Source organism: Pantoea sp. GM_Pan_3, from assembly GCF_026541045.1.
Taxonomy (GTDB): domain Bacteria; phylum Pseudomonadota; class Gammaproteobacteria; order Enterobacterales; family Enterobacteriaceae; genus Pantoea; species Pantoea anthophila.
In genome coordinates this window covers 1-25556 of the sequence record NZ_JALNVA010000010.1, presented here as the reverse complement: position 1 = coordinate 25556, position 25556 = coordinate 1, and the positions used below count along the sequence as shown (strand labels likewise).

General features: G+C 55.9%; 21 protein-coding genes. 10 read left to right on the top strand and 11 right to left on the bottom strand.

Annotated elements, in window-relative coordinates:
• Position 1: 1 nt before the first annotated feature.
• The 4 genes from trmH to OXR04_RS20845 all read left to right on the top strand — a co-directional run bounded on the left by trmH (position 2) and on the right by OXR04_RS20845 (position 6052).
• Positions 2-700 (top strand): tRNA (guanosine(18)-2'-O)-methyltransferase TrmH, encoded by a 699-nt coding sequence (gene trmH, locus OXR04_RS20860; protein ID WP_009088135.1) that lies wholly within the window; start codon positions 2-4, stop codon positions 698-700.
• Positions 697-2775: an ATP-dependent DNA helicase RecG gene (gene recG, locus OXR04_RS20855; protein ID WP_140029963.1), complete on the top strand. Its 2079-nt coding sequence runs from the start codon at positions 697-699 to the stop codon at positions 2773-2775. Before trmH ends, recG begins: the two co-directional genes overlap by 4 nt.
• A 105-nt stretch (positions 2776-2880) precedes the next feature.
• Complete coding sequence (locus OXR04_RS20850; RefSeq protein WP_058957386.1) at positions 2881-4254, top strand: uracil-xanthine permease family protein; 1374 nt, start codon at positions 2881-2883, stop codon at positions 4252-4254.
• A gap of 118 nt (positions 4255-4372) precedes the next feature.
• Positions 4373-6052 (top strand): AsmA family protein, encoded by a 1680-nt coding sequence (locus OXR04_RS20845; RefSeq protein WP_058957387.1) that lies wholly within the window; start codon positions 4373-4375, stop codon positions 6050-6052.
• A gap of 32 nt (positions 6053-6084) precedes the next feature.
• On the opposite strand, the gene fabY is transcribed toward OXR04_RS20845, so the two are convergent.
• From fabY to typA, 5 genes are all read right to left on the bottom strand, one after another.
• Entirely contained in the window at positions 6085-7032 is a 948-nt protein-coding gene (fabY, locus tag OXR04_RS20840; protein WP_009088141.1) for a fatty acid biosynthesis protein FabY, read from the bottom strand.
• Positions 7033-7088: 56 nt separating this feature from the next.
• Positions 7089-7526 (bottom strand): D-aminoacyl-tRNA deacylase, encoded by a 438-nt coding sequence (gene dtd / locus OXR04_RS20835; protein WP_009088144.1) that lies wholly within the window; start codon positions 7524-7526, stop codon positions 7089-7091.
• A complete protein-coding gene (locus OXR04_RS20830; RefSeq protein ID WP_267372674.1) occupies positions 7523-8392 on the bottom strand; it encodes a virulence factor BrkB family protein in 870 nt (289 codons plus the stop codon). The genes dtd and OXR04_RS20830 overlap by 4 nt, the downstream gene beginning before the upstream one ends.
• Before the next feature lie 3 nt (positions 8393-8395).
• On the bottom strand, positions 8396-8992 hold the full coding sequence (gene yihX / locus OXR04_RS20825) for a glucose-1-phosphatase (RefSeq protein WP_046100875.1): 597 nt from the start codon (positions 8990-8992) through the stop codon (positions 8396-8398).
• A gap of 210 nt (positions 8993-9202) precedes the next feature.
• The gene (typA, locus tag OXR04_RS20820; RefSeq protein ID WP_009088150.1) at positions 9203-11026 is read right to left on the bottom strand and encodes a ribosome-dependent GTPase TypA; all 1824 of its coding nucleotides are present in this window, start codon (positions 11024-11026) and stop codon (positions 9203-9205) included.
• A gap of 438 nt (positions 11027-11464) precedes the next feature.
• Between typA and glnA the strand changes: the two genes are divergently transcribed.
• From glnA to glnG, 3 genes are all read left to right on the top strand, one after another.
• Positions 11465-12874, top strand: a complete 1410-nt coding sequence (gene glnA / locus OXR04_RS20815) for a glutamate--ammonia ligase (protein WP_009088151.1) — start codon at positions 11465-11467, stop codon at positions 12872-12874.
• Between the two features lie 138 nt (positions 12875-13012).
• Positions 13013-14062, top strand: coding sequence for a nitrogen regulation protein NR(II) (gene glnL / locus OXR04_RS20810; RefSeq protein ID WP_009088153.1), 1050 nt, complete (start codon positions 13013-13015; stop codon positions 14060-14062).
• 7 nt (positions 14063-14069) lie between these two features.
• The gene (gene glnG / locus OXR04_RS20805) at positions 14070-15479 is read left to right on the top strand and encodes a nitrogen regulation protein NR(I) (RefSeq protein ID WP_009088155.1); all 1410 of its coding nucleotides are present in this window, start codon (positions 14070-14072) and stop codon (positions 15477-15479) included.
• Positions 15480-15519: 40 nt separating this feature from the next.
• On the opposite strand, the gene hemN is transcribed toward glnG, so the two are convergent.
• The gene (gene hemN, locus OXR04_RS20800) at positions 15520-16893 is read right to left on the bottom strand and encodes an oxygen-independent coproporphyrinogen III oxidase (protein WP_267372673.1); all 1374 of its coding nucleotides are present in this window, start codon (positions 16891-16893) and stop codon (positions 15520-15522) included.
• 233 nt (positions 16894-17126) lie between these two features.
• On the bottom strand, positions 17127-17651 hold the full coding sequence (yihI, locus tag OXR04_RS20795; RefSeq protein ID WP_009088161.1) for a Der GTPase-activating protein YihI: 525 nt from the start codon (positions 17649-17651) through the stop codon (positions 17127-17129).
• A 549-nt stretch (positions 17652-18200) separates the two neighbouring features.
• Between yihI and yihA the strand changes: the two genes are divergently transcribed.
• Positions 18201-18836, top strand: coding sequence for a ribosome biogenesis GTP-binding protein YihA/YsxC (gene yihA / locus OXR04_RS20790; RefSeq protein ID WP_267372670.1), 636 nt, complete (start codon positions 18201-18203; stop codon positions 18834-18836).
• A 418-nt stretch (positions 18837-19254) separates the two neighbouring features.
• On the opposite strand, the gene polA is transcribed toward yihA, so the two are convergent.
• The 4 genes from polA to OXR04_RS20770 all read right to left on the bottom strand — a co-directional run bounded on the left by polA (position 19255) and on the right by OXR04_RS20770 (position 24383).
• Positions 19255-22041 carry a DNA polymerase I gene (polA, locus tag OXR04_RS20785; RefSeq protein WP_267372669.1) on the bottom strand — a complete coding sequence of 929 codons (2787 nt, stop codon included), beginning with the start codon at positions 22039-22041 and terminating at the stop codon, positions 19255-19257.
• Positions 22042-22419: 378 nt separating this feature from the next.
• Complete coding sequence (dsbA, locus tag OXR04_RS20780; protein WP_009088168.1) at positions 22420-23049, bottom strand: thiol:disulfide interchange protein DsbA; 630 nt, start codon at positions 23047-23049, stop codon at positions 22420-22422.
• Positions 23050-23075: 26 nt separating this feature from the next.
• Entirely contained in the window at positions 23076-24062 is a 987-nt protein-coding gene (locus OXR04_RS20775) for a serine/threonine protein kinase (RefSeq protein WP_140029970.1), read from the bottom strand.
• Positions 24063-24107: 45 nt separating this feature from the next.
• Positions 24108-24383: a YihD family protein gene (locus OXR04_RS20770; RefSeq protein ID WP_046100879.1), complete on the bottom strand. Its 276-nt coding sequence runs from the start codon at positions 24381-24383 to the stop codon at positions 24108-24110.
• 39 nt (positions 24384-24422) lie between these two features.
• On the opposite strand from OXR04_RS20770, the gene mobA reads away from it, so the two are divergent.
• Together mobA and mobB are read left to right on the top strand one after the other, a co-directional pair.
• Positions 24423-24989, top strand: a complete 567-nt coding sequence (gene mobA / locus OXR04_RS20765; protein ID WP_058957391.1) for a molybdenum cofactor guanylyltransferase MobA — start codon at positions 24423-24425, stop codon at positions 24987-24989.
• 1 nt (position 24990) lies between these two features.
• Positions 24991-25497 (top strand): molybdopterin-guanine dinucleotide biosynthesis protein MobB, encoded by a 507-nt coding sequence (gene mobB / locus OXR04_RS20760; protein WP_267372668.1) that lies wholly within the window; start codon positions 24991-24993, stop codon positions 25495-25497.
• Positions 25498-25556: the final 59 nt, after the last annotated feature.

Here is a 25556-nt window from a genome sequence, read left to right as displayed (position 1 = left end):
CATGAACGATCAACGTTTTGCCCGGATTCAGGCGATGCTGGCACTGCGCCAGCACGATCTCACGGTCTGTATGGAGCAGGTGCATAAGCCGCACAATGTTTCCGCAGTGATCCGCACAGCCGACGCCGTGGGCATCCACGAAGTGCATGCGGTCTGGCCCAGCCAGCGGATGCGCACGCAGGCTTCTGCCTCTGCCGGCAGCAACAGCTGGGTGAAAGTGGTCACCCATCCCACCATCGGCGATGCCGTAAAACAGCTAAAACAGCAGAAGATGCAGGTTTTAGCGACCCATCTCTCTGCGGATGCCGTTGATTTCCGCGAGATCGATTACACCCTGCCGACCTGCATCCTGATGGGACAGGAAAAAACCGGGATTACCGAAGAAGCACTGGCGCTGGCCGATCGGCAGATCGTTATTCCGATGGTGGGGATGGTTCAGTCGCTGAATGTCTCGGTCGCCTGCGCGCTGATCCTGTACGAAGCACAGCGGCAGCGGCAGAATGCGGGGCTCTATCTGCGCGACTACAGCCTGCTGGACGAAGAGGAACAGCAGCGTCTGCTGTTCGAAGGCGGATTCCCGGTGCTGGCGCGCGTCGCCAGACAGAAAGGGTTGCCCTATCCGCGCATCAACGCCCAGGGTGAAGTTGACGCCGATCCCAGCTGGTGGGCGACGATGCAATCGACCGGTAAAAGACGATGAAAGGCCGTCTGCTGGATGCCATCCCGCTCAGTACCCTGACCGGCGTCGGTGCCAGCCAGGCAGCAAAGCTGGCCAGAATAGGCCTGCACACCATCCAGGATCTTCTGCTTCATCTCCCGCTGCGCTACGAAGATCGCACTCAGCTCTATGCCATTAACGATCTGCTGCCTGGCATCTGGGCCACCGTAGAAGGCGAAGTGCTGCACACGGATATCACCTTTGGTCGCCGCCGGATGATGGTCTGCCAGATCAGCGATGGCAGCGGCGTGCTGACCATGCGCTTCTTCAATTTCAATGCCGGTATGAAGAACAACCTGTCGCCGGGTCGTCACGTTACCGCCTATGGTGAAATCAAGCGCGGCCAGCGTGGCGCTGAGATTATCCATCCTGAATACCGCATCCAGGGCGAACAGAGCAGTGTAACGCTGGAAGAGACCTTAACGCCGGTTTATCCCACCACCGAAGGTATCCGCCAGGCCACGCTGCGTAATCTGACCGATCAGGCGCTGACGCTGCTGGAGAGCTGCCCGATAGCCGAACTGCTGCCGCAGGAGCTGAGCGGCGGTCTGATCAGCCTGCCCGATGCCTTACGCACGCTGCATCGCCCACCGCCCGACCTCCGGCTCAGCGAACTGGAGAGTGGCCGCCATCCGGCCCAGCGCCGCCTGATTCTGGAAGAGTTGCTGGCGCACAACCTGAGTATGCTGGCGGTGCGCGCCGGTGCGCAGCGCTATTACGCGTTGCCCATGCCGCCGCGCCATAACCTGAGTGACCAGCTGCTGGCCGCGCTGCCCTTCTCGCCCACCCAGGCGCAGAAAAGGGTAGTGGCGGAGATAGAAAACGATCTGGCGAATGACTTTCCGATGATGCGACTGGTGCAGGGTGATGTTGGCTCAGGCAAGACGCTGGTGGCTGCGCTCGCTGCGCTGAACGTGATCGCCCACGGTAAACAGGTGGCGCTGATGGCACCGACCGAACTGCTGGCTGAACAGCACGCCAGTAACTTCCGTCAGTGGTTTGCACCGCTGGGAATTGAAGTCGGCTGGCTGGCCGGGAAACAGAAAGGCAAAGCGCGTCAGGCGCAGCAGGAAGCGATCGCCAGCGGTCAGGTGGCGATGGTCGTCGGCACCCATGCTCTGTTTCAGGAACAGGTGCAGTTTAAGGGACTGGCGCTGGTCATCATTGATGAACAGCATCGGTTCGGCGTCCATCAGCGCCTTGCGCTGTGGGAAAAAGGTGAGGAGCAGGGTTTCCATCCGCATCAGCTGATCATGACCGCCACCCCCATTCCGCGCACCCTGGCGATGACCGCCTATGCCGATCTGGATACCTCAACCATCGACGAGCTGCCGCCGGGACGCACACCGGTGACCACCGTGGCCATTCCCGACTCCCGACGGGATGAGATCGTCGCACGGGTGGAACACGCCTGCCGCGAAGGGCGTCAGGCCTACTGGGTCTGCACCCTGATTGAAGAGTCAGAATTACTGGAGGCGCAGGCGGCAGAGGCGAGCTGGGAAGCCCTTAAAACGGCCCTGCCTGCGTTGAATATAGGCCTGGTGCATGGCCGGATGAAACCCGCCGAGAAACAGGCGGTGATGCAGGCGTTTAAAGCAAACGAGCTGCAACTGCTGGTGGCGACCACCGTGATTGAAGTCGGGGTAGACGTGCCTAACGCCAGCCTGATGATTATTGAGAATCCGGAACGGTTAGGCCTGGCACAGCTGCATCAGCTGCGGGGCCGGGTCGGTCGCGGTGCGGTGGCTTCACACTGTGTGCTGCTCTACAAAGCGCCGCTCAGCAAGACGGCGCAGAAGCGTTTGCAGGTGCTGCGAGACAGCAACGATGGCTTCGTCATTGCCCAGTTCGATCTGGAGATACGCGGGCCAGGTGAGCTGCTGGGCACCCGCCAGACCGGTAACGCCGAGTTTAAAGTGGCCGACCTGCTGCGCGATCAGGCGATGGTGCCCGAAGTTCAGCGTGTCGCGCGTCACATCCACCAGCACTATCCCGAACAGGCCAGCGCCCTGATTGAACGCTGGCTGCCGGAAAATACCCGTTATACCAACGTCTGAGTCACGCCCCTGCCCGCACCCACTTTTCACCTCAGCCGGGCAAACGATTGCTTTTGGCCTGCGGATGATTACAATCGCCACACACTTTTTCGGGAAGAGCAGAAGATGTCCACCAATCCGCAGCCAGACCAGCCCTCCGCTCTGCAAAGCGAACTGATTTACCGCCTCGACGATCGTCCTCCCCTTCCGCAGACGCTGTTTGCTGCCGCTCAGCATCTGCTGGCCATGTTTGTGGCCGTCATCACGCCCGCGATACTGATCTGTCAGGCACTGGGCCTGCCCGCAGAAGACACCCGGCACATCATCAGCATGTCGCTGTTTGCCTCGGGTGTGGCATCACTGCTGCAGATCAAAACCTGGGGACCGGTCGGTTCGGGCCTGCTGTCGATTCAGGGAACCAGCTTCAACTTCGTCACCCCCTTAATCATGGGGGGGATGGCGCTGAAAAACGGCGGTGCGGATGTTCCCACCATGATGGCGGCCCTGTTTGGTACGCTGATGGTGGCCTCCTGTACTGAGATGGTACTGTCCCGCGTCCTGCACCTGGCACGCCGGATCATTACCCCGCTGGTGTCCGGTATCGTGGTCATGATTATCGGCCTGTCGCTGATTCAGGTGGGACTCACCTCTATCGGCGGGGGATTCGGTGCGATTAACGATCACACCTTTGGCGCGCCGAAAAACCTGATGCTGGCCGGCGCGGTGCTGCTGGTGATCGTGCTGCTTAACCGGCAGAAAAACCCTTACCTGCGTGTCGCCTCCCTGGTGATTGCGATGGCGGTCGGCTATCTGCTGGCCTGGGCCATGGGCATGCTGCCTGCCTCAGGTCTCCCGGCCGATCAGCCGCTGATCAGGGTACCCAGCCCGCTCTATTACGGACTGGGCTTCGACTGGAACCTGCTCATCCCCCTGATGCTGGTGTTTATGGTGACCTCACTGGAGACCATCGGCGACATCACGGCCACCTCGGATGTATCAGAGCAGCCGGTGAGCGGCCCTCTCTATATGAAACGCCTGAAGGGCGGCGTGCTGGCGAATGGCCTGAACTCCTTTGTCTCTGCGCTGTTTAACACCTTTCCTAACTCCTGCTTCGGTCAGAATAATGGGGTGATTCAGTTAACCGGCGTGGCCAGCCGCTACGTGGGCTTTGTGGTGGCGCTGATGCTGATTGTGCTGGGGCTGTTCCCGGCGGTCAGTGGTCTGGTGCAGCTGATCCCTGAGCCGGTGCTTGGCGGTGCCACCATTGTGATGTTCGGCACCATTGCTGCGTCGGGCGTTCGCATCGTGTCACGCGAGCCGCTCAACCGCCGCGCCATCATGATTATTGCGCTGTCGCTGGCCGTGGGCCTGGGTGTTTCCCAGCAGCCACTGATCCTGCAGTTTGCCCCTGACTGGCTGAAAACCCTGCTCTCTTCGGGCATTGCCGCAGGCGGTATTACCGCTATCCTGCTCAACCTGATTTTCCCGCCAGAGAAGTAAGGCCACGGGCAGGCTTCGGCCTGCCTGCTATTTCTTCGTATTTACATCCAGGCTGTTGAGCTGTAACGGTAATTCAGGCATAACAACCTCTCACCGGATTGAACGCGGGAAGGATGCGATGAAATTTCTTGGAAAGTTTTTCCTCACCATACTGTTACTGCTGCTTTTCACCCTGGTGGTGATCTATGTGCTGCTGCAGACACAGTGGGGTGCAGGCTGGTTTAGCCGGTGGGTGAGCGACAAAACCGAATGGCATCTCTCCCTGAGTAAAATTGAACACAATTTCTCCTCGCCCTCTCACATCATTCTGGATGATTTCAGCTTTGGTCACGATGGGCAGCCGGCGGTGCTGGTAGCAAAGCGGGTCGATCTCGGTCTGGCCCTGATTCAGTTCAGCGATCCGCTGCATTTCAGCAGTCTTGAGCTGCGCGACGGGGAAGTGAATCTGGCTAACCTGACGCCAGACAGCGCGCTTCCGATTCAGGCTGACCGCCTGCAACTCAATAACATGCGTCTCGACAGCCCCGGCAGCGCGTTACCGCTGTTTGCTCAGCAGGTGAATGGCGGCATTCTGCCGTGGAAACCGACCGCCCGCGATATGCTGGGCCGCGATGCCCGCTTCCAGATGAGCGCCGGCAGCATGACGCTGAACAATGTGGCGGGCGAGAACGTACTGATTCAGGGAAGTGTGTCCCAGGGCCGGATGCGCTTTGACAATATCGGTGCCGATCTGGCGCGCGGCTCCATGACCGGTAACGGTGAACGGGATGCCCAGGGCAACTGGAAAATCAACCAGCTGCGACTGAACGATATCCGTCTGCAGACCGCCAGCAGCCTGAAAGACTTCCTGCACAGCCTGCAGGTGGTTCCCTCCATCGCGATTACGCGACTCGATCTGACCGATGCCCGTCTGCAGGGACCGGACTGGGCGGTAACTGACCTCGACCTGACGCTGAGAAACGTTAACTGGCAGGGAGACGACTGGCAGAGTAATGATGGTTCACTGGCGCTGAATGCCAGCAATTTTATCAACGGGGGTTTCGAGCTTAACGACCCTATCGTTAACCTGGATTTTTCTCCGCAGGGCATCGCACTGACGCAGTTCAGTTCACGCTGGGCGAACGGTGTGATTCGGGCTGACGGTGACTGGTCGCGCAGCGATAAACGCCTGACCCTGAAAAATCTGGCCGTTGCCGGGCTGGAATATACCCTGCCGCAGGACTGGCGCGACCGCTGGCAGGCAACCCTGCCCGCGTGGCTGGAGAGTGTAGAGGTAACGCGTTTTATGTCGAACCGGAACCTGATTATCGATATCAATCCGGCCTTTCCTTTCCAGCTGACATCACTGGATGGCACGGGTGAGAATCTGCGACTGGCGCAGCAGCATCAGTGGGGGATCTGGTCGGGTAAGCTGAGCCTGAATGCGGCGGAGTCCACCTTTAACCGTACCGATCTGCGTCACCCATCCATTGCGCTGAGTGCTGATGCAGAGCAGATTAAGGTGACGGAGCTGAGCGCGTTCAGTAACAAGGGACTGCTCGAAGGAACGGCCACCGTGGGCCAGCAATCCGCCCGTCCGCTGACGCTGCAGCTGACCGGTCGTGCGGTGCCGGCGAACGTATTGCAGAACTGGGGATGGCCCGCATTGCCGCTAACGGGAGACAGCAATATGCAGCTGCAACTCAACGGTGCGTTACGCGCTGATCAGCCACTTCGTCCGACGGTAAATGGCACGCTGTCGGTGACAACCGACAGTCAGCAGCTGCAGCAGACCATGCAGGCCGGTGAGGTCCGATAATCGCAGCAGGGCCGCGGGTGCGGCCCTGCTGATTAATTGATACGTGCGCCGGAACCGCCCTCTTCCAGCGGTCCGTCGGGATCGGCGGGCAGCACGATATAAACGCCTTCAAACACTGCGCCACACTCATCATCGCCGAACAGCTCCACTTCAAGCTGCACGCGCGCTTTACGGCCACGCGCCAGACGATCGAGATCGCCGCTTAATGAGCCCAGATCGGCAATCGCGCCGGGCCGCCCGCTGATAGGATGGCTATAGCGAATGTGGGCATCTGCCAGAATAATCGTTCCACCGAGATGACGCTCGCGCAGCAGCAACCAGATCAATCCCCAGCCGGTCAGTGTTGCCAGCGAAAAGAGGCTGCCGGCGAACAGGGTATGGTGCGGATTCTGGTTGCCCGCCTCGGGCATGGTGGTAATAAATTTCTGCCCGGTAAACTGCAGAATGCGGACCCCCATTTTCTCGCTGAGCGGGATGTGATCGTACCAGGCCTGTTGCAGTTGCCCGCACCAGTCGGCGCGGTGCAGAATGTCATCCAGCGTAATGACCGGCTTAATCATCAGAAAGTGACGAACCGGCGTGGTCTGCGGCGCGGTTATCTCGCCCTGATTGACGTAGCCGAGTTTCGCGAAGAAAGCGACAGCATCTTCCCGGGCACTGCAGGTTACCCGCTTGGCACCTTCCTGACGCGCCACTGACTCCAGCGTCATTGCCACCAGCGTTCCCAGCCCTTTGCCCTGCACGGAGGGATGAACGGCCATGAAGCGGATCGCGGCCTCGTTGTCGGCATTAATGTAGAGACGACCGATGGCGACCGGATTTCCCTGCTCGTCCACCACCATCTGATGATGCGCTAGGGCATCCCAGGCGTCACGTTCAGACCCCTGCGGCTGACGCAGCGGTTTACGTAACATTTCCCAGCGGAACTGATAGTAGATATCCAGCTCTTCCGCTGTCTGAGGCACACGAAGGTGATACATAAAATGTTTCTCCCGCTCGGAGGTGTGGCCTGTTCCCTGCCGCTCAGCTGACGATCTCACACCTGTAACCAGAACGTCACCGGACCATCGTTCACCAGCGAAACCTGCATATCTGCCGCGAAACGGCCATTCGCCGTGGTAATGCCCTGCTGCCGACAGCAGTCGCTGAAGTACTCATACAGGCGCTCAGCCTCAGCCGGCTCGGCGCCACCAGAAAAGGAGGGGCGCATCCCTTTTTGCGTGTCAGCGGCCAGCGTAAACTGTGACACCACCAGCACGCTTCCCCCCGTCTGGCGGAGACTCAGGTTCATTTTGCCCTGCTCATCACTAAAGATGCGATAGCCCAGTACGCGTTCTGCGAGACGTTCCGCACGCGCATTGTCATCGCCCTTCTCCACCCCCAGCAGGACCAGTAGTCCGGCACCAATTTCACCGGTCACATCCTGATCGACGCTGACGCTGGCGCGCGTTACGCGCTGAATCAATGCAATCATCTTTCCTCGCGTTGCTCATCTTTGTGCTGCTGTTTCAGCTGCCGGTAATCGGCTAGCGTTACGGTTATTTCAGCACCCAGCAACACAATACACCAGGTCCAGTAGACCCAGAGAAACAGAATCGGGATCACGGCCAGAACACCGTAGATCAACTGATAAGAGGGGAACATCGTAACATAGAGCGCAAAGGCCTTTTTGCCCAGCTCAAACAGCGCCCCGGCGACCAGTGCACCAATCAGCGCATCACGCGGCGGCACGCGCTGAGTGGGGACAATACTGTAGAGCAGCCAGAAGGCGAGCCACGAGAGCAGAAGCGGAAAAATACGCAGCATCTGATCAACCAGGCTGGTGACCCCGGTAACATTAATCCAGCGCAGCGACAGCAGATAGGAGCTGATCGCCAGGCTGGCACCGGCCAGCAGCGGGCCGAGGGTCAGGATCATCCAGTAGACCGCAAAAGAGTAAACCATCGGCCGCTTCTTATGGCTGCGCCAGATGGTATTCAGCGCGGTATCGACCGAATGCATCAGCAGCAGGGCCGTCACAATCAGGCCAACGGCCCCGACCGCCGTCATCCGGTTGACGTTAGCCACAAACTGCTCAAGATAGCGTTGCAGCGTATTGCCTGCGGCGGGCATCAGGTTATTAAAGACAAACTGCTTCAGCTGCACGCTGATGTCGGAGAAGACCGGAAACGCCGCAAACAGCGCAAACACCACCGCAATCAGCGGCACCAGCGCCAGCAGTGAGACATAGGCCAGGTTGCCCGCCTGGGTTGTCATGCCATCTTCGTCAATGCGTTTCCACAGCAGCCTGAGCCACAGCCAGAAGGCATGCAGCCCGGGACGAAATGTTCGTGACTTCATGCGTTACTGTCGACCTGCAAACCAGTCGGGAACCGTGCGGCTGTCCGTCACCAGCACGCTTTCGATACCCAGCGCCCGGGCCGCCTCGATATTTTCTGCGTTATCATCAAAAAAGACCGCCTGATCGGCCGTTACCCCTTCCGCATCCAGCACATGCTGATAAATGCGGGCTTCCGGCTTCCGCATGCCCAGCTCCTGTGACAGGTAGAGCTTGTCGGCCGCCTGCTGCACGTCGGGGTACTGCGTTGGCCAGAAGGCGCAGTGCAGCTTATTGGTATTGGAGAGGATCACGACCCGATGCCCCTCCAGCCGCAGCCGGTTCATCAGCGCCAGCGTTTCCGGACGCACGTCAACGAACACCGCCTGCCAGCCCGCGGCAAACTGTTCATAGCTGAGAGCGATCTCCAGCTTTTCGCAGAGGGCCAGCGCAAAATCTTCATCGCTGATCTCACCGCGTTCATGCTGTTCGAACGCCTCATCCATCCGGAAATGGCTTTGCAGTGAGGCCAGCGGCACACGGCTAAGGTCACTCCAGACGCCCAGCACGCGGTTAAAGTCGATATCGATAATCACATTGCCTAAATCAAAGATATACAGCATGGTGCGCCTCCTTCGGTTCCCTGGAGTATTCACTCTAGCGGCAAAAACGCAGGCTGAACAGCCAGCACCGGAGAGAAAGGCGTAAACGGCAGCGGGTGGGCAAAAAGCGTGTCACAGCAGACAATAATTGGCTGGCCCGGCGGGCAGGCGCGGAATCGCAGGCAAAAAAAAGCCCCGCATGGCGGGGCTCTTTATTACGCTAAAGCACGATTACGCGTCTTTAGGACCACGTGAAGCACGTTTACGGTCGTTTTCGGTCAGATGCCGTTTACGGATACGCACTGACAGCGGAGTCACTTCTACCAGTTCGTCATCATCGATGAACTCGATAGCCTGCTCCAGCGTCATTTTCTGCGGTGGAACCAGGGTGGTGGCTTCATCTGTACCGGAAGCACGCATGTTGGTCAGCTTCTTACCGGTCAGACAGTTCACGGTCAGGTCGTTAGAACGGCTGTGAATACCGATGATCTGGCCTTCATAGACTTCTGCACCGTGACCCAGGAACAGCTTACCGCGATCCTGCAGACCGAACAGGGCGAACGCAACCGCTTTACCCTGACCGTTAGAGATCAGGACGCCGTTCTGACGCTGACCCACTTCGCCCTGACGAATGTCGTCGTAGTGGCTGAAGGTGGAGTAAAGCAGACCGGTACCGGAAGTCATGGTCATGAATTCGTTACGGAAGCCGATCAGACCACGGCTTGGGATCACGTAGTCAAGACGTACGCGGCCTTTACCGTCCGGGTCCATGTTTTTCAGGTCGCCTTTACGCTCGCCCATGGCTTGCATAACGGAACCCTGATGCGTTTCTTCGATATCCAGCGTGACGTTCTCGAATGGCTCCTGTTTACGGCCTTCGAATTCACGGAAGATAACTTTCGGACGGGATACCGCCAGTTCGAAACCTTCACGACGCATGTTTTCGATCAGAACAGACAGGTGCAGCTCACCACGACCTGAAACGCGGAATGCGTCCGAGTCTTCGGTTTCTTCAACGCGCAGTGCCACGTTGTGAACCAGTTCTTTGTTCAGACGCTCCAGGATCTGGCGCGACGTCACGTACTTACCTTCTTTACCGCAGAACGGTGAGGTGTTGACGTTGAAGAACATGGTTACGGTAGGTTCATCGACGCTCAGGGCTGGCAGCGCTTCCACATTCTGCGTGTCACAGATGGTGTCAGAGATGTTCAGCTCACCCAGACCGGTGATAGCAATGATATCGCCCGCTTCAGCCAGATCGCTGTCGATACGCTCAAGACCCAGGTGAGTCAGGACTTTGCCGACTTTACCGTTACGGGTTTTGCCTTCGCTATCGATGATAGTAACCTGCTGGTTAGGCTTCACTTTACCGCGCTTGATGCGGCCGATGCCGATCACGCCCAGGTAGTTGTTGTAGTCCAGCTGCGAGATTTGCATCTGCAGTGGCGCTTCAACTTCAACCTGTGGAGGTGAAACGTGGTCAACGATGGCCTGGTACAGCGGGGTCATATCGTCAGCCATATCGGTGTGGTCAAGACCTGCAATACCATTCAGCGCAGAGGCGAAAATGATAGGGAAGTCGAGCTGCTCATCAGTCGCATCCAGGTTAACGAACAGGTCAAACACCTGATCCACAACCCAATCCGGACGTGCGCCCGGGCGGTCTACCTTGTTGATAACCACAATCGGCTTCAGACCATGCGCGAACGCTTTTTTGGTCACGAAGCGGGTTTGCGGCATAGGGCCATCCATCGCATCTACAACCAGCAGCACCGAGTCCACCATGGACATGACGCGCTCAACTTCACCACCGAAGTCGGCGTGTCCTGGGGTATCAACGATGTTGATACGGTAGTCATTCCACTTAATGGCGGTGTTTTTTGCGAGGATGGTAATCCCACGCTCTTTCTCCAAATCATTGGAGTCCATCACGCGCTCGGTTGCTTCGGTACGGGCATCAAAAGTACCGGATTGTTGCAGCAGTTTGTCAACCAGGGTGGTCTTTCCATGGTCAACGTGCGCGATGATGGCGATGTTACGCAAATTTTCGATCACAGCTTTGCCTCAGGCATTAGAAATAGCGCGCTATTGTACACGGATTAAGCGGAAGACTGAACACGATCACACTTTTCACTGAAAGATTATTGCATTGACGCAAATTCGCACTGTTCCCGGTGCAGAAAATGCACTAAGTTGGTCCTATGCACCAAATTGGTGCCTGTAAATTCACCTTCAGCACTGTTATGGTGCACTAAAACCATCGTGGTGCAGCCGCATTACGACAAAAAGGTGCATCATAAGGCGATTTAAGCAACATCAAAAAAGTTGGCACAGAATTCGCTTTATCTGTAACAAGCGTAAACGCCAGTCAGATGTCGGTTGAAGAGCGTGCCGGAAAAGAGTGGTCAGGAATTCCCTTTCCCGCCACGCCCTCCGGAAACGACGTTTCCTCGCCATGTAGATAATGAAAGACCATTTCCAGGAGAGTTGAGTATGTCCGCTGAACACGTTCTCTCGATGATGAACGAGCATGAAGTTAAGTTTGTTGACCTGCGTTTTACCGATACCAAAGGTAAAGAACAGCATGTTACGATCCCTGCTCACCAGGTTAACGCTGACTTCTTCGAAGAAGGCAAAATGTTCGATGGTTCGTCTATCGGCGGCTGGAAAGGCATCAACGAATCAGACATGGTGCTGATGCCTGACGCTACCACGGCGGTCATGGATCCTTTCTTCGAAGATTCTACGCTGATCATCCGTTGTGACATTCTCGAGCCAGGCACCATGCAGGGCTACGACCGCGATCCACGTTCTATCGCCAAACGCGCTGAAGATTTCCTGCGCTCTTCCGGTATCGCCGATACCGTCCTGTTTGGACCAGAACCTGAATTCTTCCTGTTCGATGACATCCGTTTCGGTTCATCAACTTCCGGCTCACACGTTGCTATCGACGATATCGAAGCGGCATGGAACACCGGTAAAGAGTACGAAGGCGGTAACAAAGGTCACCGTCCAGGTCTGAAAGGCGGCTACTTCCCGGTTCCACCGGTTGACTCATCACAGGACATCCGTTCTGCCATGTGTCTGACCATGGAGCAGATGGGCCTGGTGGTTGAAGCGCATCACCACGAAGTGGCGACCGCAGGTCAGAACGAAGTGGCGACCCGCTTCAATACCATGACCAAAAAAGCTGACGAAATTCAGATCTACAAATATGTCGTTCACAACGTCGCGCACGCTTACGGTAAGACCGCGACCTTTATGCCGAAGCCAATGTTTGGCGACAACGGTTCAGGCATGCACTGCCACATGTCACTCTCTAAAGGTGGCCAGAACCTGTTCGCGGGCGATAAGTACGGCGGCCTGTCTGAAATGGCGCTGTTCTACATCGGCGGTATCATCAAGCACGCTAAAGCGATCAACGCCCTGGCGAACCCGACCACCAACTCCTACAAGCGTCTGGTTCCGGGTTACGAAGCACCGGTTATGCTGGCTTACTCTGCCCGTAACCGTTCCGCGTCTATCCGTATCCCGGTAGTGGCCAGCCCGAAAGCCCGTCGTATTGAAGCGCGCTTCCCGGATCCAGCGGCTAACCCATACCTGGCGTTCACCGCACTGCTGATGGCTGGCCTTGATGGCATCATCAACAAAATCCACCCTGGCGATGCGATGGATAAAAACCTGTACGACCTGCCACCGGAAGAAGAAGCTGAGATTCCAAAAGTTGCAGGCTCGCTGGAAGAAGCGCTGAATGCACTGAACGAAGATCGCGAGTTCCTGACCCGCGGTGGTGTCTTCACTGATGAATCTATCGATGCTTACATCGAACTGCGTAAAACTGAGATGGACCGCGTTCGCATGACGCCACACCCGGTTGAGTTCGAGCTGTACTACAGCGTTTAACTGATCAGACGTTTTTGTTGCCGTGGAAACTTTTAGCCCATCTTCGGATGGGCTTTTTTCTCCGCGAATTCACCGTTCATTCTCCCGCTTTTCGGCTTAAACACCAGAATGCACCTATTTAGTGCAGAGGAACGTTGTATGGCAACTGGCTCTCTGCCCGACGCCGGGCAGATTCTCAACGCTTTAATCAACAGTATTTTGTTGGTGGATAACGACCTGGTTATTCATTACGCCAACCCGGCGGCGCAGCAATTACTGGCGCAGAGCTCACGCAAGTTGTTCGGCACGCCGTTACCGGATTTAACCGGCTACTTTTCGCTGAATATTGAGGTGATGCGCGAGAGTCTTGAGGCTGGCCAGGGATTCACTGACAGTGAGGTCACGCTGGTAGTCGATGGTCGCGCACATATTATGTCGCTGACCGCACAGCGTTTACCCGATGGCTTGATTCTGATGGAAATGGCGCCGATGGATAACCAGCGTCGCCTCAGTCAGGAGCAGTTACAGCACGCCCAGCAGGTGGCTGCACGCGATCTGGTTCGCGGCCTGGCCCATGAGATAAAAAATCCGCTGGGAGGATTGCGCGGCGCGGCACAGCTTTTATCACGCGCCCTGCCCGATCCCTCGCTGAATGAATATACCAGGGTCATTATTGAACAGGCCGACCGGTTGCGGAATCTGGTGGATCGTCTGTTAGGGCCACAGCAGCCGGGGATGCACATTACCCAGAGCATTCACCAGGTGGCTGAGCGGGTGGTCAATCTGGTGTCGATGGAGCTGCCGGAGAATGTCTCCCTGGTGCGGGATTACGATCCCAGCCTGCCGGAACTGCCGCACGACCCTGACCAGATTGAACAGGTGCTGCTTAACGTCGTACGCAATGCGCTTCAGGCGCTGGGCGACGACGGCGGGACGATTGTTATTCGCACCCGTACGGCTTTTCAGCTGACGCTGCATGGCACCCGTTATCGCCTGGTAGCACGAATAGATATTGAAGATGATGGCCCCGGTATTCCGGCCCAGCTACAGGATACGCTTTTCTATCCGATGGTCAGTGGACGTGAAGGCGGAACCGGTTTAGGTCTCTCCATCGCCCGTAGCCTGATTGATCAGCATTCAGGAAAAATAGAATTTAACAGTTGGCCGGGTCACACCGAATTCTCGGTCTACCTGCCTATTCGCCAGTGAGGTTTCTATGCAACGAGGGATAGTCTGGATCGTCGATGACGATAGCTCCATCCGCTGGGTGCTTGAACGCGCGCTCACTGGAGCCGGTTTGAGCTGTGCGACGTTTGACAGCGCAGGTGAGGTGCTGGATGCCCTCTCAACCAAAACCCCGGACGTTTTACTGTCAGATATTCGCATGCCCGGTATGGATGGTCTGGCGCTGCTGAAACAGATTAAACAGCGTCATCCGATGCTGCCGGTCATCATTATGACGGCGCATTCCGATCTCGATGCCGCAGTCAGCGCCTATCAGCAGGGGGCGTTTGATTACCTGCCTAAGCCGTTCGATATTGATGAGGCGGTTGCGCTGGTAGAGCGTGCCATCAGTCACTATCAGGAGCAGCAGCAGCCGCGTAATCAGCCGGTCAGCGGACCGACCACCGATATTATCGGGGAAGCGCCCGCGATGCAGGATGTGTTCCGCATCATCGGGCGGTTGTCGCGCTCCTCAATCAGCGTCCTGATCAATGGTGAGTCGGGCACCGGTAAAGAGCTGGTCGCCCATGCGCTGCACCGGCACAGCCCACGCACCAAAGCACCGTTTATCGCGCTGAATATGGCGGCGATCCCCAAAGATTTGATTGAGTCAGAACTGTTCGGTCACGAGAAAGGCGCCTTTACCGGTGCAAACCAGATCCGTCAGGGCCGTTTTGAGCAGGCAGATGGGGGCACGCTGTTTCTGGATGAGATTGGCGACATGCCGCTGGATGTGCAGACCCGACTGCTGCGCGTGCTGGCCGATGGTCAGTTCTATCGCGTCGGCGGCTATGCGCCGGTCAAAGTGGACGTGCGGATCATTGCGGCTACCCACCAGAACCTGGAATTACGCGTGCAGGAAGGCAAGTTCCGTGAGGATCTGTTCCACCGCCTGAATGTAATTCGTGTGCATCTGCCGCCGCTGCGTGAGCGTCGTGAAGATATCCCGCGTCTGGCGCGTTATTTCCTGCAGGTGGCGGCCCGTGAGCTGGGGGTAGAAGCGAAGATTCTGCATCCGGAAACCGAAACGGCGCTGACCCGTCTGCACTGGTCAGGTAACGTGCGCCAGCTGGAAAATACCTGTCGCTGGCTGACGGTGATGGCGGCCGGTCAGGAAGTGCTGATTCAGGATCTGCCCGGCGAGCTGTTTGAGTCCAGCACACCGGAAAACCCGGTGCAGTCACTGCCTGACAGCTGGGCAACGCTGCTGGCTCAGTGGGCCGACCGCGCGCTGCGTTCCGGTCATCAGAATCTGCTGTCAGAAGCCCAGCCCGAGATGGAGCGGACGCTGCTGACTACGGCGCTGCGCCATACCCAGGGCCACAAGCAGGAAGCCGCACGTCTGCTGGGATGGGGACGCAACACCCTGACGCGCAAGCTGAAAGAGCTGGGGATGGAATAGGGGTTCAGTTCGGGCTGGCGAGGTCTGCCAGCCCGTTTCTCTAGATCACGCGCGAAAACTGCTGCTGACGGGCTTTCTGCCGCAGATAGCGATCAAAGCACATACAGATATTGCGGACCAGCAACCGGCCAATCCCCGTCACTTCCAGCCCCGTCGTCGTCTGCTCCACCAGCCCGTCGGCAATTAAGGGTTTCAGCAGCGCCAGATCTTCAGCAAAGTAGTCATGAAAGCAAATTCCCCACTGCGCCTCTGTTGCGGCAAAATCGAGCGAAAAGTGGCAAATCAGTGTTTTAATCACGTCCCGCCGCAGACAGTCATCGCGGGTTAAGGCGACGCCGCGCCACAGGCCATTCCCCTGCTGTTCCACACTGCTGTACCAGCTGTTAAGGTCTTTCTGGTTCTGCGCATAGCTGTCACCCACCATGCTGATGGCGGAGACACCCAGCCCCAGCAAGTCGCTGTCACCCTGCGTCGTGTAACCCTGAAAATTGCGATGCAGCTTCCCGTCGCGCTGCGCGACAGCCAGCTCATCCTGCGGCTTCGCAAAGTGATCCATGCCGATATAGTGATAGCCCTGCTGCGTCAGGGTCGCGATGGTCTGCTGCAAAATATCCAGTTTCTGCCGGGCCGAGGGGAGTTCATCCTCTTTGATTTTGCGCTGTGCCGCAAACAGCGCCGGCAGATGCGCATAGTTGAAGACGCTGAGACGGTCCGGATTCAGCGCCACGACCCGCTCCAGCGTCCAGGCGAAGCTGTCGGGCGTCTGCAGAGGTAAACCGTAGATCAGATCGATGCTGGTTGAGCGAAAGCCCTGTTCACGAGCGCGGGCCATCAGACTGAAGATCATCTCCTCATCCTGCACCCGGTTAACCCGCGCCTGCACCGCTTTGTTGAAGTCCTGCACGCCCATACTGAGACGATTAAAGCCCAGCGATCGAAGATGATCGATCATATCCGGCGCCATTTCCCGCGGATCGACCTCGATCGACATTTCGGCATCATCGGTCACATTGAAGTGTTGCTTCAGCAGGCCCACCAGCCGCGAAACCTGCTGCCTGTCGAGAAAGGTCGGTGTGCCGCCGCCCCAGTGAAGCTGTGTCACCCGGCGCTGGCGGAACAGCGGCGCGCGCTGAATAATCTCCTGCTCCAGCACATCCAGATAGCGGTCCGCTTTGTGGCGCTGACGCGTCACCTGCTTATTACAGCCGCAGAAGTAGCAGAGACGGTGGCAGAAAGGGATATGAACGTAAAGCGACAGCGGACGCCCGGGATAGCGTGCCACAGCATGCTGAAAATCGGTTTCCGTATAATCTTCGCTGAACTCCAGCGCAGTGGGATAGGAGGTGTAACGTGGCCCGGCGTAATTGTACTTTTCAATTAACGCCTGATCCCAGGCAATCTGCAGCGATGGCATGCTCACTCCTTCCGGTGACGTCGTCTGAGAGAAGGTCGCGAAGAAGAAGGGATGAAAGGTGAGCGGGATGAGACCCGACGTAAACGTTGCTTCAGACGCGACAGGCGTCGTAGTTTAAACAATAACCACAGCAGATAACATGTCGCCAGCAGCGCGAAAATTGATCCAGGCCAAAACATTGTCGTTTACCTGAGAAGCACGGCATGCGGAACTCGCATGCCGATCAAATTTGCTTAGTTGCCCTTCAGCAGACGGTACATATCCTCTTCTGCCTGTTCATCTTCGCCATCGTCCATCACGATGCCTAACTGCTCCATCAGTTCGTCGATGCGATCCAGCGAGGCATCCAGCCAGCCCTGATCTTCTGCCGACAGCGTTTCGCCATTTTCCAGGCGATCCAGCAGCGCATCCAGACGTTCATCGTTTTCCAGCTTCGCCAGCTCTTCTTCCGGCGTCAGGCGCACTTTCTTCGGGGCTGCCGGTTTATCTGCACTTTTCTGTGGCCTGACGGCGGTAGTTTTGCCATCGGCGATCAGGGCCACCGGCTTCTTACTCCCGATGCGCGGATCTTTTGCGGGGGCTGACTGGCGTGCGCCATTGCTGTCCGACGCCGCCGGATTAGCACGGCTGCCAGATGCATGTCCGCGATGCTTTTTATCGCGTTTGCGATCGCGCGCTTCGAGGTTAATTTCGTCACGCGATTTGCGTTTGGCTTTGACGGCAGGTTTGCCGTGGGCAGCTCGTGCAGGTTGCTTCATAGTATTCGGTCCTGGCTTTTTTATTCAGTATAGAATTGCGGCGAAATCTAGCAGAAACCCGACAAAGAAAAAAGGCGACAGCTCAAGCTGTCGCCTTATTTCATACCTTCACAAGAAGGAATCATGTTTTAAATCCTTTTCGGCTCGTAACATCCCGGTCAATCCCGCGCCTGCTCAACTCCTGAGCTATTCCCTGTCCCTGTCTGGCCATGTCCCTGACCTGTTCCATTCCATCGCTCATTGCCATCCTGACATCCCTGAGCGCATCATCCTGATGTGTGCTGCCATTCACTGCACAATAATGTAGACCAACTGGTAAAAGCCTCAAGTCAGCGCCACCGATAGTTGGCTTAAAAAAAGAGCAAAACTTATTAACTCATTGAAATAGTGATGATTTTATTTTCAGAAATCCGCGTAAAAATCGACATAACCCGCAGCGCGAATGGTCAATCTCTTACATGGACTGTTATCACGACGCGATTGAGCACTTTCGCGCCATAACGCGTATAATCGCCGCCATTGCCCTAATGCGTTTTCTGGAGTGTTACCTTGTCTGAATTGAATTATCACGTTACCCACTTTGTCATGAGCGCGCCGGATATCCGTCATCTGCCTGCCGATACCGGAATTGAGGTGGCTTTTGCTGGCCGCTCGAACGCGGGAAAATCGAGTGCGCTGAACACGTTAACCAATCAGAAAGGGCTGGCGCGCACCAGTAAAACACCGGGACGTACCCAGCTGATCAACCTGTTTGAAGTTAAAGAAGGGAAGCGTCTGGTCGACCTGCCAGGCTACGGTTATGCCGAAGTGCCGGAAGAGATGAAGCTGAAGTGGCAGCGTGCGTTAGGCGAGTACCTGCAAAAGCGTCAGGCGCTGAAGGGGCTGGTCGTATTGATGGACATTCGTCATCCGCTGAAAGATCTCGACCGCCAGATGATTCAGTGGTCGGTGGAAAGCGCAATTCCGGTTCTGCTGCTGCTCACCAAAGCCGATAAACTCGCTTCCGGTGCCCGCAAAGCCCAGCTCAACGTCGTGCGTGAGGCAGCGCTTAGCTTCGGCGGCGATATCCAGGTAGAGCTCTTCTCATCGCTGAAGAAAATCGGCGTGGATAAGGTTCGTCAGAAACTGGACAGCTGGTATGCAATGCCTGATGAGGCGACTGAGGAACAGCACGGGGACGCGTGAGCAGCATCGCTGATCCGCTGACACTGCGGTAACAAAAATCCCAATAAAAAACGCCCCAGTCACAGAATGACTGGGGCGGCTAAATTCAGCCAAATCCGATTACGTGAAGTAAAAGGTCTGAAAGATAGAACATCTTACCTCTGTACCCTACGCGACGAACTTTACCTGATTTTTTGTGCCTGACAAAGGCTTTTTTGTTGCTTACTTACATCAAAACAGGACTTTTTTTACCATACCCGTCACAAAAATAGCGTTGTGATGTAGTTTAATGACGAAAAAAATGTTTAGCCGATAAGCAGTTAGAAACGCGCTTTCGCTCCCGGTGTCGCCCGGTTACAGCTGACCGCTCAACTAAACGAATTACTTATGCCTGAATCAGGGCCAGTTTTGTGCGACAGAACCGGCCCGGAGGCGGTAATCAGTGTGCTTCGTCCCAGTTGTCACCGACGCCGACTTCAACCAGTAACGGTACGTCGAGCTTTACACTGCCTTCCATTAACGCACGGATTTTCTGGCTGGCCGCTTCCACCGCCTCCGATTTCACTTCGAACACCAGTTCATCGTGAACCTGCATGATCATTCTTACTGCGCTGTCATTCTGCTGCTGAAGCCACTCATCCACGGCAATCATCGCGCGTTTGATGATGTCTGCTGCCGTTCCCTGCATCGGCGCATTGATGGCGGCACGCTCTGCGGCTTTGCGGCGAATCGCATTGCTGGATTTAATATCCGGCAGCCAGAGCCGGCGCCCTTCCAGCGTTTCAACATAGCCTTTATTCGCCGCCAGCTGCCGGGTGTTCTCCATATAGCGCAGTACGCCCGGATAGCGTTCAAAGTAGAGGTCCATATACTTTTTCGCTTCACCTGCACCGATGTTGAGCTGACGTGACAGGCCAAAGGCACTCATGCCATAAATCAGACCAAAGTTAATCGCTTTGGCGCTGCGACGCTGTTCTCCACTCACCTTATCCAGCGCGACACCAAACACTTCCGATGCCGTGGCACGGTGAATATCCTCACCCTGGGCAAAGGCATCCAGTAAGCCTTTATCCTGAGAGAGATGCGCCATGATACGCAGTTCAATCTGTGAGTAGTCGGCCGCCACAATGCGATAACCTTTATCGGCAATAAAGGCCTGACGGATTCGGCGTCCCTCGTCATTACGCACCGGGATGTTCTGCAGGTTAGGATCGGCAGAGGACAAGCGCCCGGTGGCGGTAACGGCCTGATGATAGGAGGTATGCACCCGTCCGCTCAGCGGATTGATCATCTGCGGCAGCTTATCCGTATAGGTCGATTTCAGTTTCGACAGGCCGCGATGCTCCAGGATCACTTTAGGCAGCGGATAATCGAGCGCCAGTTCGGCTAACACCTCTTCGCTGGTTGACGGTGCCCCACCCGGTGTTTTCTTCGTGGGTTTGATGCCCTGTTTTTCAAACAGAATCACCTGAAGTTGTTTCGTGGAGGAGAGGTTGAAGGGCTCGCCTGCCAGCTCATGCGCTTTCGACTCCAGCTCAGCCAGTCGGGCAGTCAACTCTTTCGAGTGTTGCGCCAGAATAGCCTGGTCGATCAAGACGCCATTACGCTCTATCCGGGAGATGACCGTCAGCAATGGCATCTCAATCTGCTCAAAGACGTTTCTCGGGCCCGCTTCTTTTTCCAGCTCAGGCCACATCTTCAGATGCAGCTGCAGCGTGACATCGGCATCTTCGGCAGCATAGTGGGCTGCCTGCTCTAACGCGATCTGATTGAACGTCAGCTGATTTTTACCTTTACCGGCAATCTCCTGGAAAGTGACCGTTTTATGTTTAAGCCAGCGAGCAGCCAGGCTATCCATATCGTGTTTGCCCACTACGCTATTGAGGATATATGACTCCAGCATGGTGTCGAACCGGATACCGGCCAGTTCAATGTCGTAGTTCCTGAGGACGCCGCGATCGTATTTCAGGTTCTGACCCACTTTCCAGGCACTGGCATCTTCCAGCAGGGGCTTGAGCTGCGCCAGAACGGCGTCGCGATCCAGCTGCTCAGGCGCATCAAGATAGTCATGGGCAACCGGCAGATAAGCCGCTTCACCGGGTGCCACCGCGAAGCTGATGCCGACAATATTTGCACTCAGGGTATCAAGCGCATCGGTCTCCAGATCAAAGGCAAAGACGTCGCTGTTTTTCAGCTTCTCCAGCCAGCTATCAAAGAGAGCCTGATCCAGAATGGTCACGTAATTATCGGTTGGCAATACGCTGCTGGTTTCCACCACGGGTGCCGGCTCATCGGACAGGGCTTTTTGCGCCTGCGTATTGCTCTTTTTCCCCTGCAGCCATTTACCGTCCTGCAGATCGCTCAGCCAGCGTTTGAACTCATAACGGCTGAACAGAGACTGCAGTGCCTCAATATCGGGATCGGTCACCGTCAGCTCTTCACAGGGCTGTGCCAGCTCAACGTCGGTTTTGATGGTCGCCAGCTGATACGAGAGGAAGGCCACCTCACGATTCTGCTCAAGTTTGGTCGCCATCGTTTTGGCACCGCGAAACGAGAGATCGGCCACTTTATCCAGGTTGTCATAGATCGTCTGCATGCTGCCCAGCCCCTGCAGCAGCGCCTGTGCGGTTTTCTCACCCACGCCCGGTACGCCGGGAATGTTATCTGAGCTGTCGCCCATCATGGCAAGGAAGTCGATAATCAGCGCGGGAGGGACACCATATTTCTGCTCGACCTCTTCCGGCCCGAGAATGGTATTGGTCATGGTGTTAATCAGCGTAATCCCTGGCGAAACCAGCTGCGCCATATCTTTATCGCCCGTGCTGATCAGCACTGAACGGCCCTTCTTTTCAGCCTCCAGCGCCAGCGTACCGATCACATCGTCCGCTTCCACACCGCTCACCGCCAGCAACGGCAGCCCCATCGCCCGTACCATCTCGTGCAGCGGCTCAATCTGCGCGCGCAGATCGTCTGGCATTGGGGGGCGGTGAGATTTGTAATGCTCGAACAGTTCGTCTCTGAAGGTTTTGCCTTTGGCATCGAACACCACAGCAACGTGACTCGGATTATACTGTGCCAGCAGGCTTTTCAGCATGTTGAGCACGCCGTACATGGCGCCAGTCGGTTCACCTGCACTGTTGGTCAGCGGCGGAAACGCGTGATACGCGCGATAAAGATAGGATGAGCCATCAACCAGAATCAGGGGATTTTCTGCAATTTGCGCCATAAGTCTGTGTAGTCTTCGTTGCTGTGAGTTGGACTATAAGGATGCCACAACCTGGCAGAAATGGTGAACTAAGGCGTGCCGCGTGGACGTTTTTTCACATTTCCGGAGGCAGGATCGCAACGATCGGGTTGTGGATAACTTTGTGCGTAAAAATGATAACGCGCGATCCCTCAGGCGATCAGGCAATTTATGAGCAAATAAAATGCTTATTTTTCATATGCTTTATCAATTACCGTGACGTGATCGCCATTTTCAATAGCGTGATCCCTTGTGTGGATATTAAATTTATGCCCTGGAGATGGACAAAACCGTCGCGCAATTAAGAAGCATAAAAAAAACGCCAGCAGGCGCTGGCGTTTCACGGGTGCAGAAGGCTGATTACTTCTGGCTTACCAGGAATTTAACGACGTTGGCATAGTCTGCAACGAAATTATCCATAGAGCTGGTATCCAGCCCGCCATTGTTCACCATGTATTTGCCATTAACGAACATCGCAGGCACACCACGCAGATCGACATCAGCCGCCGCTTTCTGCTGCTGGGCAACTAAGGCTTTAACTGCGAAGCTGTTCCAGGCCGCATCGTAATCAGAAGAGGAGATCCCGGCCGCCTGAATAAAGGCCTCTTTCAGACTGGCAGGATCGGTAATGGTCTGCGTTTTCTGAATGCCGTCGAAGATCGGTGCCGTAACCTTGTCTTCCACACCCAGCGCCATCGCTACCGCCCAGGCCTGAGTCACGACCGGCCCGAGATCACCGCCGAGGAAATCGACGTGATATTTCACCAGTTTGGTGTCAGCAGGCAGGTTCTTTTTAACCGCGTCATTAACGTGATAAATGCGTTCAAACTGGTAGCAGTGCGGGCAGAAAAACGAGAAGAACTCCATCACCTGAGGTTCGCCGGCCACGGGTTTCTGCAGACTGACATATTGTTTACCTTCAGTGAACTGGGCAGCAGACGCGCTGAATGCCAGCACTAAACCCATCAGTGCAAACCAAATCTTTTTCATCGTGAAACACTCTCCTGACTACGTCATTAATATTGCGGTGTCAGCTGCAGAGGAGGTTCCTGCAACAGCTTCTCCTGCTCGGTGAATAGCGAAATTTGCCTGCGCCAGAAATCTTCATCTGTCATCCAGGGAAACGCACGCGGAAAAGCGGGATCCTGCCAGCGTCTGACGACCCAGGCCAGATAATAAACCATGCGCATCGCGCGTAAAGGTTCAATCAGTGACAATTCATTAATATCAAAATCGCTGAATTCACCGTAAGCCTCCAGCAGGATATCCCACTGAATACGCTGTTCCTGTCGATCGCCGCTGATCAGCATCCAGAGATCCTGCACCGCCGGGCCATTACGGGCGTCATCGAGATCGACAAACAGCGGTCCATCGCGCCACAGAATATTTCCCGGATGGCAGTCACCATGTAATCGTAGCGGCTGCCATCCGGTATGCCAGTGCTGCTGCAGCGCCTCTCCCAGCTTATCAACCGCCTGTAGCAGCATGGCTTTCAGTGAATCAGGAACCAGCTGAGCCTGCTCCAGCACCTGACGCGGTTCGTGCAGATACTCATCCAGTCCCATGACTGGCCGGTGACTGAACAGCGCTTTGCGACCGGTCTGATGAAGACGCCCCAGAAAACGACCCACCCACTCCATCTGATCTTCGTTGTCGGTCTCATATTGCCGCCCGCCCAGACTGGGAAAGAGCGCAAAGAAAAAGCCCGCGTGGCGGTGCAACGTCTCGCCCTGAAGCCGCAGCGGTGCAGCAACAGGGACCTCGTCAGCCAGCAGATCGAGGGCATACTGATGCTCTTCCGCAATCTGTTCGGCACGCCAGCGCTGTGGACGATAGAATTTGGCGACATAGCGACGTTTTTCATCATCGCTGAACTGATAGACCCTGTTCTCATAACTGTTCAGGGCTGTCAGTCCCGATTCGACGCGGATTCCTGTACCCCAGAGCGCATCAAGCAGTACGTCGGGGTTCAGTGTCTGGAAGTTGAAAGCAGCGTCGCTCATTCTGTTACCTGTGGTTGCCCTTGCATGTAGCTGCCAAGGATAACACTACTCGTCCGGTTTAATGACACCCCGCGCGCGGAGGAGTGCCGTTTTAAAATCGACTTCATAATCTTTTTTCAGCCCCGGAATGGCATCATCGCTGGCTGAGTCACGCATTTTGAGATGGTAAATTAATATATCGTCCGTTAATTCACTTAACGGGCCACGGAAACCAGATTCCTGAGCCAGTTTCTGCAAAAATGTGACCAGATTAAGGTCAGGCTCTTTTTGCCAGGCGGGTTGCAGCAATTCCAGCAATTCATTCAGGCGATGGCATTTCATTTCGTTTTCTCCAGGTACGTAATCAGCGAGGGCACTGTCATGACAGCATTAACCGGCATCATTCTGGCGGGTGGTCAGGGCCGCCGTATGGGTGGTCTGGATAAAGGGCTGGTGCAGCTGGATGGCAGACCGCTTTACCAGCATGTTCTTGAGCGGCTCAGGCCACAAGTCGACATTGTCATGATTAATGCGAATCGTAATATTGATCGCTATCAGCTAAGCGGGTGTCGCGTTATAGAGGATGTTTTTGACGATTACCCGGGCCCGCTGGCTGGCATCTACAGTGCCTTGATCGCCATAGAAGGGGAATGGGCGGTTTTTTGCTCCTGCGATACCCCCGCGATTCCTCTTAACTTTGTGGAAAAACTGATCCATCAACGCAGAGAAGCACCCGCAGTATGGGTTCGCTCGCAGACGCGCGATCACCCTACACTCGCCCTGATTCACCGTGACATGGCAAAAGCCCTTTTTGACTATCTGCAGGCCGGAGAGCGGCGCCTCATGCAGTTCCTGCGCGATCATGGTGGTCATGCGGTCGCGCTGGATGATGATGAATCCGCCTTCCGCAACATCAATACGCCAGACGATCTGAAAGAGAGAACCTGATATGTCACTACCCTTACTTGCCATTGTGGGCTGGAGTGGAACCGGTAAAACCACGCTGTTGCAGCAGGTGATTCCGCTTCTCAGTGGCAAAGGCATTCGCGCGGGGTTGATCAAGCATACCCATCATCAGATGGATGTGGATACCCCAGGTAAAGATAGCTATCTGCTCAGAAAGGCGGGGGCCAGTCAGGTCATGGTCGCCAGTTCAGAACGCTGGGCGTTGATGTGTGAAACGCCGGATCAGCCGTCGATTGATCTGTCTTATCTGGTCAGCCGTATGGATCACGCTTTACTTGAGGTGGTGCTGGTCGAAGGCTTCAAAGATGAACCTGTTCCAAAGATTGTTTTATGGCGCGAGGGAGTTAAGGGTGGGATCGAAGAGCTGCTCGATGCGCGGACAATAGCGGTTGCCACCGACCAGAAATTAGCGCTGAACGTACCGCTTCTGGATATAAATTGTCCGGGCAGTGTTGCAGATTTCATTGCTGAGTGGCTGAAAAGCCGCTGAGGATGGTATTACACTGCGATTTTTCACGATCTGCAGACGTAAAAAAGCCCCGCACGTCA